The sequence below is a fragment of the Streptomyces sp. NPDC005863 genome, assembly GCF_042871345.1.
Classification (GTDB): Bacteria; Actinomycetota; Actinomycetes; order Streptomycetales; family Streptomycetaceae; genus Streptomyces.
On sequence record NZ_JBIAII010000002.1, the window covers coordinates 42,739 to 55,747 of the forward strand.

Genomic DNA, 13,009 nt, shown 5'->3' on the forward strand with positions numbered 1-13,009 from the left:
ACCCCGAGCATCGGTCATACCAGACCTTTGACCTGCGACTTCAAGTTGGCGGAGGCTCACTGAGTCGATCACGGCCTGGTGCTCGCTCTTCGCCCTCCCCCTCCTCGGGCTCGAGGACCCCCTTGTGGCGGGACTCGTCCAGGGCGACAACGACGTCTTCGTCACGGCCGACGGCCAGCTGCTGTCCCTGGCGACCTTCGAGGACAAGTTCTGGCACTGCCTGAGGTCCGAACTCGTCGTGGAATTCCCCGAACTGGACACGCCCTCCTACGACCGCCGTACCGACCGCACGGCGGCCAAGGAACAGGTCCATGCACTTCTGGTGCGCGTCTTCGCGGCCCGCGACTACGACTGGTGGCACCAGCGCCTCACGGAGATCCACGCCCCCTGGGCTCCGGTCCTCACCCGCCCCGCCGACCTCCTGTCCGACCCACAGGTCTCCGCCCGCAGCCTCTTCGACGCCCAGCAAGGTGGCACTGTCCAGGCTCTCTTCCCCGTCGTCTTCGGGGCCGGCCACGAGACCTTCCGCCGCCCGGCCCCCGCCCTCAGCGAGCACACTCGGGAACTCGTCGAGGGACTGGGGGCGTAGGTCGGGTGTCACCTCCGCCGGGTCACGGGCCGCTGTGTCGCCGGTGCAGCAGGTCCGACGAGGGCGAAGGCCATCCCCGACCCGAGGCCGGCGGGGGTTTTCGCCGCCTTCGGGAACGTTTCAGCGCGTCAGCAGTTACTCGACGGCGAGGGCCGAAGCAACGAGGGCGAGCTTGGCAAGAGGGAGGGCGTACCGAGGCAGTCTCCCGAACGCGCCCTCGCCCTTGCGTCCGCGCACTGCACCACTACGACAAGACCAGCCTCGTGAAGCCGTCCGCGCGTACCGCGACCGGATACCGGGCCTACTCGGCTGCCGACGTGGAGCGGCTGCCGGAGGTGCTCTGCTGCCGGCACCTGGCTTCTGCTGCGAGCGTCATCCGAGCGTCAAGCCCGCTCGAACCACTGCACTTCAGAAAACAGGTCGACCGAACCAGCCGAAATCTACGAGATCTCGGAGGAACTGCAGGTCAGGCACCCTTTTCGACCGGTTCAAGGATCGCCACACATTCAATGTGCGAGGTCATCGGGAACAGCTGCACGCATCGAGCACCTCTTCAGGCTGATGAAACAGCCCTCGGGTGGACCTGCCCGAAGCTGTCAGATAGTTGCACTGGCGCGCGGTGGCCAAGCGAGAGTCCAGGACGGCGACCGCTCTGCGACCGATGACGATCCGGCATGGGTACGGCCCGGAGGTGACACGACGCTGCTCACCGCGCGCACCTTCGCCGTGGTCCTGCCACCGGCGCAGCAGTTCGGGGCGGCCGGTCGAAGCCCTCGCCGAAATACCTGGCCTCAACAGTGGCCACGTGTTTGATCAAGCCGGGTAGGTCGGACCCGGGCACGGTCAGGGGAAGGCGGGCGTCGTATCCGGACACGCCGTCGAGTTTCCAGAGCAGCGCCTCGCGGTCCCGCCGTGGGCCCCCGTGCAGTCCTTCGCGACTTCATCGATCGTGCGGCATGAGCCTGCCACGGCCACTTGTGGCCTCAAGGTCCTGCACGTCGACGGCAACGACGGCAGGACCGCAGCCTGGCCGTGGCTTCCGCCCCGAGTTATTCAAGAAGCTCGCGGGGAGACGACGTCTTCTGCAGACGATTCGTAGAGATCGCCTTAGGGAGCGCCGCGGGAGAACCCCACACACGAAGGGACACCACGTCGACAGTGTGACAAACAAGCACCGCGGGAGCTGATCCCGACCGGGTGCCATGCAGGCTGACGCGGCGTTCGGTCAGCAACCCGATCTTTCCCCCGGAGAGATCGGCAGCCCGCAACATAGCCGAGCATCCCCGGTTAGCCAAACCGGGGATGAGCCGGACCATTGACCTGCAGTGGCCGCCGAGATATCGCGTGCGGCCCGGCCTTCGAAGTATTTTCACCAGACTCCCGAGGGAAAATGACAGGTCAATTCATGAGTGTGCGAGAAGTAGCCGAGTACCTCAATGTGTCCGCATCGTGGATTTATAAAAATGCCAATCGGTCCGGTCTCACCCTTTACAGATTCGGGTCAGGCGCCAATGCAAAGATTCGGTTTAGGAGGTCCGACGTCGAGGCTTGGCTCAGCCATCACTGCACCCAATGAGCCTAATCCGTTCAATCTTTTCAAGATCTCCCGTCACACCCCTACAGGCATTACACAAACGATCGGAATATTCTGTGCCTCGTTCACTGATTCGCGGGATGGGATCCTTCTTCAAGGATTGTGAACACCCTCAAGCCCGGTGGTCAAAGTGCCCACACACCTATAAGATCCGATACCGTTCCATGTCCGGGAAGCAGGTGCAGGAGTCGGGCTTCACCACCCAGGAAAATGCAATCGGGCGCCTGACGGAGATTTACAACGACAAGAAGGCCGGGGGTCCGCAAGCGCAGGCCAAGGTACAGCAACGCGCGAGCTACGGAGCGATGCGATTTGACGAGTACGCAACCGACTGGAGGCTTGGCCAGCGTCACTTGGGGCCTTCCTCGCTCCGGCACCTGGACTCCCTACTTCAGCATCACCTGTTTCCAGTGTTGGGCAGCAGGCGAATGAACACGTTCGATCACAAGGTTGTAGAAGGTTTCATCCAGAGCATGGAGCGAAATGGGGTGGGCTCTGCTACACAGTCCAACGCTTTCGACAAGCTGAAAGCGGTCCTCCTTGACGCCAACCGTTTGGGTCTGTTCCAAGAGAACCCTCTCCGAGGCGTAAAGGCCCCGCAATACGACCCGCAACGAGCTGTCATTCCCTCACCGGACCAGTTGCGGCAGATACGAGCTGCGGGCGACGATCACTTCTTGTTGATCGCGGACTTGATGAGTGGCTGCGGGCTGCGGAATGGTGAGGCAGCTGCCGCCAATCTCCACAACATCGTGGCAGACGACGTCTACCGGGTCACCGAGCAGGTCAATCAAACGACCGGTCAATACGCACCACTCAAGCACCGCAAGAAGAACGAATATCGTGATGTCCCACTTCCAGTCCGAGCCAGGGAGACCATCGAGTGGTACGCCACCAAACACGGCACGACCAATGGATACCTGCTTCGCCATCCGAGCGACCCCGCCCGCGCCTTCCCGCACTACTGCCTCGGCAACCAGTGGCGACGCATTAAGAGGGACGCTCAGATTTACATCCCCACCGGGATGTCGATCTACAGCTTCCGGCACTTCTTCGCATCAAACTGCCTGACCCACGGCATTCCCATCACTGACGTTGCCGAATGGATGGGACACAGAAACATAGCCATTACCTTCAAAACTTACCGCCATCTCATGCCGGGGTCGGTCAGCAGAGCCGCGCGGATCCTAGACCTAGACCTAGCGGCGTAGGCACTACCCTCCTGTGGAGCGCGAGCTCTACCCACTCGGGGGACCCGCGATACTTTTTCTCTCGTCTACCGTCGTCCGCCAGGCTCTCCGCTCAGCGCGCGGCACAGCAGACTGGACACCGACGCTAGAAAATGAAGCCGCCTTAAAGTTCCCATGAGTTCATCGCCGATATGGAGTGATCTGGCGTGGAGTTTGGTCAGGGCCGGCCCCTCGATAGCAAGCACACCTTCACTCAAGGGACAAGGCAGAGGTTGAGCATCTTGGCGGCTGAACTGATCGATCCAGGCATCAAGTGTCGGTAGATCTTGAACGTCACATCGATACTCTTGTGCCCCATCCACTCGGCGACATCCGTGATGGGTATGCCGTTGCTCAGGCAGTTAGAAGCGAAGAAATGCCGGAAACCGTAAATCACCATCCCTTCCGGAATACCCACTTCTCCCGCCGCTCTCACCCGCCGCCACTGATTATCCATGCCCCAGTGCGGATATGGCCTACTCGCGTCGGTCGACTGACGCAACAGGTAGCCCTCGACTGTTCCGTGTGTCTCGGCATACCGTTCGATCGTCTCCTTGACCCGAGCGGGGAGGGGAACATCGCGGTACTCCCCCGCTTCCCTGTGCTTGAGCGGCCCATACCGCCGGGTGGACAGGATCACCTGCTCGCTGACCCGGTACACGTCGTCGGCCACGATATTTCGTAGGTTGACCGCAAACGCTTCGCCGTTACGCAGTCCACACCCGCTCATCACGTCGACGATCAGCGTGAAGGCGTCGTCACCTGCCATTCGTATCTCGCGCAACTGCTCACGCGAGGGAATCACGGCCCGATCGGGGGCGTAGTGCGGGGGCTTGACGCCGGCTATGGGGCTGTCGGGGAAGACGCCGAGCCGGTGTGCGTCGAGAAGGATGGAACGCAGTTTGTCGAAGGCATTGGCCTGGGTAGCCAGCCCGACGCCGTTGCGCTCCATGGTGCGGATGAACCCGTCAACCACCTTGTGGTCGAAGGAGCCCATTCGTCGACTGGCGAACGCCGGATACAGATGGTGCTGCAGAAGCGAGTCAAGGTGCCGCACCGATGAGGCGGCCAAGTGCCGCTGCCCGGCCTTCCACTCCTCGGTGTACTCCTGGAACCGCATCGTCCCGTACTTCTGGATGCGTGCCGCCTTTGCAGAACGCGGCGCCTTCTTCTCCTTGTAGACTTCCGTCAAACGGTCGATGGCCTCGTCGCGATCCGTAAACCCCGACTCCTCTAGCTGATTCCCGGCCGCCCCACGGTAACGGATCTTGTAGGGGTGCGGGCACCTCGACCACCGAGACCGCGGATGCTCGCACTCCTTGAAGAACGAACCCATCCCTCGAGCCAACGAATCTTTCGCCACCGCGGATCGACCCCTCGTGACTGATGCTGACCTTTTGCTGACCAGGAGCAATCACGCACGGCGTCAACCTGCGCAAACAACGAAGGACTCCGATATGTGGTGGAACTTCGTCGGCCGCACCCAGGAGGAGATCGAACAGGCCCGCGAGGACTGGATGAAGGGGTCACGATTCGGCGAGGTGAAGGGCTACGACGGGGCCCCGCTGCGCGCGCCGGAACTGCCGGGCCTGCCGCTCAAGCCTCGGGGGCGCGTGCGCTGAGCTGCGCGAACGCGGATCCGTCAAGCGTGCGTGGAGGGGGCTGACTCGCTGCCCCGAGAGCGGCGAGCGCCGTGCGGACGGGGCCGGATGGGACTGGCCGGACGGGGCTGGACGGACGGGACCTCGGCACCGCGGACTGACGGGCTCGGCCCTCACCGGCTCATGACAATCACCCACCCAGACCTGGGCAGTTCGTTCGTGAATCGGCGCCCACTCCGCGCCGGGTGGGCGGGAGCCGATCCGGTCATCCGGCGGCGGCCGCCCGGCGGCTGCGGAAGGCGGCCACCCGAGTCCGGTTCTGGCAGGTGACCGAGCAGAAGCGGCGGCGGCCGCCGGGCGACTGGTCGATGTACACATCGGCGCAGTGCGCGCCCGCGCACAACCCGATGCGCCCCCACCCGTGCTCGGCCAGGTAGGCGCGCAGCGTGACGGCGGCGGCGGCGAGCAGCGCGTCGTCGGGCGCAGCCACGGACCAGACGGCGTGCAGCGTGTCGTCCGGCGCGGCCGTTAGCACGGGACGCGCTCCGGCGGCGGAGAGCAGCCGGGTGAGCTGGTCGGCGCAGCCGGCCGCGTCGTCGGCGGCGAACACCGGATGGATCGCGTCCGCCACGCGGGCCACGGCGTCCGCGTCCAGCGCGTCCCGGACCGCGCCGGGCAGCGCGAGGTCGCCGAGGGAGTCCGAGGAATCCAGGGAATCCAGGGAGGGCAGCGGCTCATCGGCCCGCAGGCCTTCCTGGCGGGGCCGGGTGCCCCAGCCGTTGACCAGATCGACGAGTACGTCCGGAGTCAGCGCGGACACGGTGACGGAACTACCTCCACGGGCCATACCTCTACCGTAACGCACTGAACCGTTCCTACGCGTTGCGGCGGAACCTCTTTCCCAGTAACGTGATAACTGGCATCTATACGTTACGTAGATGAGGCGGCGTTGCGCAGAGCCGGCGTTACGCAGAGCCGGAGCCGTCCGGGCAGACCTTGGAGGGGACCATGCTCGACCTCACGCTGCTGCCGGCCTACCTGGTCGCCGTCACGCTCGTGACCATCGCTCCAGGACCGGATGCCGCGTACATCGTGGCGGTCGCCGTCGAGCGCGGACCACGGGCGGGCCTGCTCTCCGCCACCGGGATGGCCCTGGGCATGGCCGTCCACGTGACAGCGGCGGCACTGGGCCTCGCCGTCCTGCTGCAGTCCACCCCGCTGGCACTGATGGCGCTGGAGCTGGCGGGCGGCCTCTACCTGGGCGGGCTCGCGGTGAGCACGTTGCGCGCCTTGCGCACGTTGCGCACATTGCCCACCGCGCGGAAGCCCCTCGCCCGCGCCGCGGCGACGCCGCCCGACCGCGACATCCTGCGCCGGGCCGTGGTCACCAATCTGCTCAACCCGAAAACGGTGCTCTTCTTCGCCGCCTTCCTGCCGCGCTTCACCAACCCGGACCATGGAGCGCTCTGGCCGCAACTGCTCACCCTCGGACTGATCTTCCTCGCGGTGGGCCTGGTCTGGGACAGCGCCATCGGCCTGTGCGCGGGACGGCTGGGGCAGGGATTGCTGCGCGGCCCCACGGCGGCCACCGCGGTCAACGTCGCGGCGGGACTGACCTTCGCCACGCTCGCCGGGCTCCTGCTGAAGGACGTGGTCACCGCGCTGTGAGCGTCTCCGCGCCGAGCACGTCCGGGAAGGGAAGGGCTACCGGGCCCTCTTCGCGTTCCACGAGGGCAGCTGTTCGAAGAAGCTCACGGCTTCGCCACGCCAGTGCCGACGCCAGGACGACGCTTCGGCGGAGGCGGCTTCCGCGTGGCGGTCGATGGCCGACTGCAGACGGCTGGGCACGTCGCACCGGTAGGCGATGTCGCGGATACGGTCGATGGTCCGCGGTGTGCAGTCGGGGCTCCCGAGGGCAGCCTTGACCGTGCTGTGGTCGTCCCCGTCGGTGGCGGCGAGCAGATCGCGGACCAGGTAGCTGAGGCGGCCGGCCCGCAGATCCGCACCGATGGGCTTGCCGGTGACGTCCGGGTCGCCGAAGAGGTCGAGGTAGTCGTCACGCATCTGACCGCTGATGCCGGCCGGCACGGCGTAGCGGCGCAGGCTCTCCTCGTGCTCGGCCAACTCCTCGCCCGCGGCCAGCAGACCCAGGCGCAGCGGGGCGAGGATGGAGTACCGGGAGGTCTTGTACTCGCACACGGTCTCCAGCAGCTCCTCGTCCGCCGAGGAGGTGACGTCGCGTTCGAGGTCGAGGATCTGGCCGATGACGGTGTCCGTCGTCACGCCGAGCTGGACGTCGAGCAGGGCCTGCTTGCGATCGGCGGGCAGGTCCGCCCGGTGCAGAACGCGCAGGGCCAGGAAGCCGGCGAGGTCACCCGCCATCATGGCAAGACCCATCGCCGACTGCGGGTTCTCGGGGAGGTCCGCGCGGCACGCGTAGTACGTCGAGGGGCCGCCGCGACGCATGGGCGAGTCATCCATGATGTCGTCGAGGATGAGCGCGTGGCTGTGCAGCAGCTCAAGGCTCAACGCGGCCTCCAGCAGCCCCGGCGCTTCCCCCTCCGTGACGAGACGCGCCGCCTCGTACATCAGGACGACCCGGATCCGCTTCCCTCCGCGAAGCGACAGCTCCGCCAGCAGTTCCAGGCACCGGGGCGTGAAGCGGCCGAGCCTCGCGCCGTTGAGGTCGCCGGCGAGTTCGGCGAAGTACTTTTCGAACGACGCGTCGAACCGCTGCTGGTGCCCGGCGGCACGGTCCAGGGCGTTCGCGGCACTGCTGCTGTTCATCTGCGTTCGGACCGGCCTTCCTCATGAATGTCTCCGAACAGCCTGCCATCGCGGTGCGAGGTGCGGGGACTGAGGGGGGCTACTGAGGGTGGGTACTGAGGGTGGGTGACGAGCACGGCCTCATCGTCCTGGTCATCGTCAGCGCCTGCCAGGGGCCGGTCAGCGTGTGGGCGTACCGACCTGGTCGCGTTCGAGCGCGGAGCGCAGCTGCGAGGTGGCGCGGACGGCGGCCAGGCCCCCCCGGGGGGCGAACGTGTCACCGATCAGCCCACAGCCAATTGACGTAACTCACCGTGGGCGGCAAGACCCACGGAGGCCAGCGCGGCTCCACAGAACAGATCAGAGCGAGCGCATCAAGCTGGGCGACACGTAGTTCCACAACGGCCCACTCGGCCCGCCCGGTCCCTGAACTGCCGGTGTGGAAACGAGCTTCAACCGTGGGCCCGGGGGCACGCTCAACTCCATGACCCGGGCCGGCAAGACCTACTTCGACCTCACCGACACACTCGGCTCCGTCGTCGCGACGGCGACTCCGTCATGGGCAAGCCGGCGGGGTGGCCGCCCACCTGGCCGCTCAACTTCCAACATTTCCCGCTGACTTCCTCGCAGGATCTCGAGCGATCTTCCGGACGTGACGTGAATGACTGGTAAAAAGCTGCTGGCTTTCTCGGTGATCGGTGTCGCCATCTGCGTCTTCGCAGTCGTTAAAGGATTCGCACTGAGTGATCCCACGGACTGGTGGAGCGTTGCCGCTGGTGGAATCGGTATCGTCGGTGGAGCTCTGCTGCTGTCCGCTTACCTCCTGGCGGCCCGTTCCTGAAAGAGTTTCGAGCTTGATTCCGATGCCCATGGGAGTAGCTGCGCAGAACTATGGCCTCTGGAATAGCGCGCCGTTACACCTGGCAAGAGAGAGGAAGCGAGATGGCAATGATGGAGCTGGCTGCTCCTGGTGGCGGCCCTGGCCTGCCGGTCTGAGGGCAAGTAGCGTTCGTCGTCGTGGTGATCGTCCTAGCCACTCTCTTCCTGCTGCGGTTGCGACGAGGTCGCGGAAAGTGAGAGTGCGCTTTCGCTCGATGGTCTGCGGTACGACGCTTTCATGATCCACCTGTCGGTGATCGCGCCAGGGACGACCACGCCCATCCGCCCAAAGCAACGAGGGGCTCTATTCGCCCCTACACCGGATCCGTCAACTCAACTCGACCCGCCACAAGATCAATGATCAGGGTGTGGTCGTCATCGCGAGGCGCCCGCAGAGCGTACCGATCCGGATCGTCGACTCCTACCTCCCGAAGACAGCACAACCGCGTACGCACCTCCGCGACGTCCTTTTCGGTGCCGAACACTCTCGCGGGCTCGTGAGCTGGTCGAGGAGCTGAGCCACGAGGGCCTGGCGGGGACGTTGTCGCCTTGGTGCGTGGATGGCACAACCCGGTCTGGTCCCCAGGTTTCGGGAGGGACATAAAAACCGGGGCGCCGGTTTCCGTCAGATGGTTCGCCTGCTCAAGGGGGGCGGTTGCAGAGGGCGCGTAGGGCCCGGCCGGTACTGCAACATCATGAAGCGGACGTCGGTGTGCGGCAGGGGATTTGCGGCAGTGGCCATGACCCAGCCCGGTCCGTTCACGGCGTGATTCACCTGGAGAACCGCCCCGTCGGGGTGTACGGCTCGTGTGGTCGCAGCTGCCCGGTAGATGGGACCCGCGATCGGGTCGGACCGGACGTCGCTGGCCAGGTTGATGAGTTCGGGGTCCGCCGGGTGATCGGTGACCGCCTGCCTGAGCGCTGGGCAGGCGCCCTGTGCCCAGTCCTCTGCCCAGTTCAGCAGGGTTGCTTCGCGGGCCTGATCGTCCAGCAGTATCCACCGCATGATGTTGTCGGGGGCCCGCCCGTTCGGGAAGAGAGCTTCGAACTCGGTGTTGTATGCCACCACGTTCCAGTGTCCGTCGGCTATGTAGGCCATCGAGCCCGTGACACCCTCGACGACCGTCCGCCAAACCTGTTGCAAGGCGTCCCCCCTGACCAAGTTCTGTGTACCCGGCTTCACTTGTGCGCTCCCCTCGTTGGTCGCCCTTGGTCCGAGAGCGATCACGGTGCGTACAACAAGCCTAACCAACCCGGAGGGTCTGCTTCCGGCGGCCCGGCCCGTGCACTGCTCTCGGCGGGACGAGACGGGGTAGCTGTCGCCAACGGCCCCGTGCTTCTCGGGTCCGGGACACCCGCTGGCGGATGTGCAGGGCTCGGTTCTCGGCCGACCATGGCCAGGGAGGAACAGCTCTGGGGTCGTCGACGTACACGGGCAGCGGACGCTGAGCTCGGGGAGAGTCGGACCCGAGTGCGAGGAGTTCCAAGGCTGGGGTGAGGGGGCGGACGGTCGTGCGTTCCACCGTGCGCGTACGTACGCGGCTACCCGACGCAGGCGCCAGGACAGCCACCAAGACGTGGGCTCGACGTTGCGGCGCGCAAGTGCGGCGCTTGCGCGCCGATCCCCTCGCCGAGCCTGAACTCAGCGAGGGGATCATCTGGCCACCGGTTGTCTTCCTCCTGGCTCCGCGTAAGGAGTCAGTGCCCCATACCGGCACCGCCGTCGACGGGAATGACGGCTCCAGTGATGTAGCCGGCCTGCGGTGAGGTGAGGAAGGCGATCGTGGCGGCTATCTCCTCCGGCTGTGCCAGACGCCCCAGCGGTATCTGGCTGACGAGGCGCGCCCGTTGGCCCTCGGCGAGGTCATCGGACATCTGTGTGTGGGTGAGACCGGGCGCGACCACATTGAAGGTGATGTTGCGGGAGCCGAGTTCCCGCGCCATCGAGCGGGAGAAGCCGACCAGCGCGGCCTTGGCCGCCGCATAGTTGGCCTGTCCTGCCTCCCCTCGCAGCGCCACCGCGGAGGAGACCAGCACCACCCGCCCGGCCCTGGCGCGGCGACACCCGCCGTATGCGCTACCCATGGTCCGGCCCCGTTCACGAGGCCGCACGTCTGAGCCGCTGTTGCGGCTCCCACGCCCGCTCGCAGGAAGGCGACGTCACCATGTGCGCTGCCATGCCGCTGGGCTCGCCCGGGGCCCGGTTCTTCGTGCTTGTCTTCAGGCCGGGGCCCCCGCGGCAGGGAACCGCCACCGGGCCGATGTATGGGACGGGCGACCACGACGGAATGCTGCGGCCTAGTGGGCCGCAGCATTCCGTCGAGCCGAATTAGAAGGCGACTTATTCCACCGGCCGGAACCAGAGGAGGCACAGCGCACGAATGCTCTTGCGCCGAAGTCTCCCGTTGTCGTTTGCTCTGTGGACCTGCAGCGCCGCTCCTCCCCGGGGGAGGGGAGCACGAGCTTCAGGAGCCGAACGCGGTCTCCCCCGACCGCTGTTCCGTCTGGTGCTGCCTGCACTCCCGTGCGGGCAGCGCCAGACCACACACCGCTCTTCCATGCAGAGAGACCGCGAAGTGTCGCCGTGTATGAGTGGGTGGGGGTTACCGATACGACCAGAGGGCCGCCTGGCCGGCGAGACTGAGTACGGTCGGCGCCGAGGAGTCACCACTGAGGTGGCTGTACTCCACCGCGATCAGGATCATAAGGCGTTCGGGCAGCCCCAGGTGAGGATAGAAGGGCCGGCTGGACAGGTCTTCCATCGCTTTCTCTGCGGTCAGTCCCGCCTCGAAACGCAGTCGGATCTCGCGCTGCACCGTGCGTAGGTAGACGAGGTGTTCTTCGAGTCCGGTCTGGTCCGTCGGCCGTCCGTGCCCGGGTATGACGACCCGAGGGTCGAGGGCGAGGACCAGCTCGCAGGCGTCGATGACGTTCTGCAGGGGCCCGGCCCAATGGGAGGGGTGATCACCGTGGAAGAAGACGTCGCCGGTGCACACGACATCGCCGATGCGGACCACCAGATCGCCGACATGATGGGCGGGCCCCACCTCATGCAGCTCCACCTCGACTTCCCCTACGGAAAACGTGTGGCGGCCGGAGAAAGTCAGCGTGGGCGCGGCGAGCTGCGCCGAGGCGAAGTCGAAAACGCTGAAATGTTCACGCAGGTACCGGCCCAGGGGGGCTTCGGATGGTGACTGGTGCACCAACGCATGCATCTCTTGCGGCGTCGGCTCGTGATGAAGGTGGTCGTGCCCCGCACGGGTAGCGACGATCTCCGCTCCGGGGAACAGGTAGTTGCCAAACGTGTGATCACCGTTGGCGTGTGTATTTACGACCGTCCCTACGGTGCGATGGCCGAGCAGGGGCCGGGCCGCAGCAATCATCGCTTCGGTCATCGGCCCGTCGTAAGGGGTATCGATCACTGCTGCGTCGGGGCCGGATATGACCCATAGACAGTTGGCGTAGCCCCAGAGGCCTGTGCCCTCGGGCTCCCACAGGTAGAGGCTGTCGGTGCCGGGTACAGCAGTGAGTTGTGCTGGGAGATTCATGGGCGAATTGTGTCCGACACCAGCACTCCGCTGCATGTGGCTGCATGTGGCTGCATGTGGCGTCCAGCACACGAGAGTTCTCCCTTTCGCGGGAGAGGCTCACAGCGGCTCACGCCGCGGTGCGGCGGGCGGCGGGCGGCGGGCGGCGGGCGGCGGTGCGTACGGTCCTGCGTGCGGGCCGGTGTCACACGGGGGGCCACCGGACCCCTCCTGGAACAGGTCGACACTCAACGCCGCCCCGTTCCAGCTACGAAGGGCCCCGCCCTAACCAACCCGCCCGAGCTCCCGCGGCTCGCCCACCGCCGCCTCCGCCGGAAGAAACGCGGCCGCCTCCGCCGCCGTGTACGAGTTCGTGAAGGTGAACGCCCGCGCGGAGGGCCCGTCGGCCCGCAAGGTCGCCAGGCGGTCCAAGGCCTCCTCGATGGTGGGGATGTGCCCCGCGGGCACCCACCAGAGCACCAGGTGCGCCTCGACGTGCCGGTCGAACCACTCGCGTCGCCTGCGCATCACCTCCAGGTGCCCGCTGCGGTACGTGAACTCCCACAGGGCCTCCCGTGTCTGCCATACGGAGAGGTTGACGACGACGTCCTCGCCCGCCGGGCGCAGGCCGGTGGCGTCGTCCTCGCCGTCCGCCACGAGCCGCCACACGAAGCCGGGTGCGCTGTCGGCGGTGGCGTTGATCGGGTTGAGCTGTTCGACGAAGTCCGCCATGTGCGGGTGGTCGAAGGGGTGGCGCAGTGTGACGACGTTCAACTCGGCCAGGTGGAAGGCGTGTTGTGGAGAGGTCATGACCTCATCCCAGC

General features: G+C 66.0%; 10 protein-coding genes and 4 pseudogenes. 6 read left to right on the top strand and 8 right to left on the bottom strand.

Translation table 11 applies throughout. The features are described from left to right. The first annotated feature begins 124 nt into the window (after positions 1-124). Both ACFYO9_RS06555 and ACFYO9_RS06560 read left to right on the top strand, forming a co-directional pair. Positions 125-589 (top strand): CoA transferase, encoded by a 465-nt coding sequence (locus ACFYO9_RS06555; protein ID WP_358774519.1) that lies wholly within the window; start codon positions 125-127, stop codon positions 587-589. A gap of 236 nt (positions 590-825) precedes the next feature. Continuing rightward, positions 826-945: pseudogene (locus tag ACFYO9_RS06560) on the top strand (MerR family transcriptional regulator); the annotation flags it as partial. Between the two features lie 373 nt (positions 946-1,318). Here ACFYO9_RS06560 and ACFYO9_RS06565 read toward each other — a convergent pair. After that, positions 1,319-1,517: pseudogene (locus ACFYO9_RS06565) on the bottom strand (DUF664 domain-containing protein); the annotation flags it as partial. A gap of 477 nt (positions 1,518-1,994) precedes the next feature. Here ACFYO9_RS06565 and ACFYO9_RS06570 point away from each other — a divergent pair. Both ACFYO9_RS06570 and ACFYO9_RS06575 read left to right on the top strand, forming a co-directional pair. Further along, the gene (locus tag ACFYO9_RS06570; RefSeq protein WP_388666047.1) at positions 1,995-2,165 is read left to right on the top strand and encodes a helix-turn-helix domain-containing protein; all 171 of its coding nucleotides are present in this window, start codon (positions 1,995-1,997) and stop codon (positions 2,163-2,165) included. A 182-nt stretch (positions 2,166-2,347) separates the two neighbouring features. Further along, positions 2,348-3,394 (top strand): tyrosine-type recombinase/integrase, encoded by a 1,047-nt coding sequence (locus tag ACFYO9_RS06575; RefSeq protein WP_358774515.1) that lies wholly within the window; start codon positions 2,348-2,350, stop codon positions 3,392-3,394. Positions 3,395-3,626: 232 nt separating this feature from the next. On the opposite strand, the gene ACFYO9_RS06580 is transcribed toward ACFYO9_RS06575, so the two are convergent. Next, entirely contained in the window at positions 3,627-4,604 is a 978-nt protein-coding gene (locus ACFYO9_RS06580; RefSeq protein ID WP_358774513.1) for a site-specific integrase, read from the bottom strand. 265 nt (positions 4,605-4,869) lie between these two features. Between ACFYO9_RS06580 and ACFYO9_RS06585 the strand changes: the two are divergent. Continuing rightward, positions 4,870-5,034, top strand: a pseudogene (locus ACFYO9_RS06585) (pirin-like C-terminal cupin domain-containing protein); the annotation flags it as partial. 244 nt (positions 5,035-5,278) lie between these two features. On the opposite strand, the gene ACFYO9_RS06590 reads toward ACFYO9_RS06585, so the two are convergent. Then, positions 5,279-5,860, bottom strand: coding sequence for a CGNR zinc finger domain-containing protein (locus ACFYO9_RS06590; protein WP_355809260.1), 582 nt, complete (start codon positions 5,858-5,860; stop codon positions 5,279-5,281). Between the two features lie 161 nt (positions 5,861-6,021). On the opposite strand from ACFYO9_RS06590, the gene ACFYO9_RS06595 reads away from it, so the two are divergent. After that, a complete protein-coding gene (locus tag ACFYO9_RS06595) occupies positions 6,022-6,681 on the top strand; it encodes a LysE family translocator (RefSeq protein WP_358774511.1) in 660 nt (219 codons plus the stop codon). Positions 6,682-6,717: 36 nt separating this feature from the next. On the opposite strand, the gene ACFYO9_RS06600 is transcribed toward ACFYO9_RS06595, so the two are convergent. The 5 genes and pseudogenes from ACFYO9_RS06600 to ACFYO9_RS06620 all read right to left on the bottom strand — a co-directional run bounded on the left by ACFYO9_RS06600 (position 6,718) and on the right by ACFYO9_RS06620 (position 12,995). After that, positions 6,718-7,800 (bottom strand): polyprenyl synthetase family protein, encoded by a 1,083-nt coding sequence (locus tag ACFYO9_RS06600; RefSeq protein WP_358774509.1) that lies wholly within the window; start codon positions 7,798-7,800, stop codon positions 6,718-6,720. 1,483 nt (positions 7,801-9,283) lie between these two features. Next, complete coding sequence (locus ACFYO9_RS06605) at positions 9,284-9,886, bottom strand: hypothetical protein (protein WP_388666050.1); 603 nt, start codon at positions 9,884-9,886, stop codon at positions 9,284-9,286. A 470-nt stretch (positions 9,887-10,356) separates the two neighbouring features. Then, positions 10,357-10,749 (bottom strand): annotated as a pseudogene (locus ACFYO9_RS06610) (SDR family oxidoreductase); the annotation flags it as partial. A 512-nt stretch (positions 10,750-11,261) separates the two neighbouring features. Then, positions 11,262-12,206 (bottom strand): MBL fold metallo-hydrolase, encoded by a 945-nt coding sequence (locus ACFYO9_RS06615; RefSeq protein ID WP_358774507.1) that lies wholly within the window; start codon positions 12,204-12,206, stop codon positions 11,262-11,264. Between the two features lie 264 nt (positions 12,207-12,470). Then, a complete protein-coding gene (locus ACFYO9_RS06620; RefSeq protein WP_358774505.1) occupies positions 12,471-12,995 on the bottom strand; it encodes a DUF3291 domain-containing protein in 525 nt (174 codons plus the stop codon). Positions 12,996-13,009 lie beyond the last annotated feature (14 nt).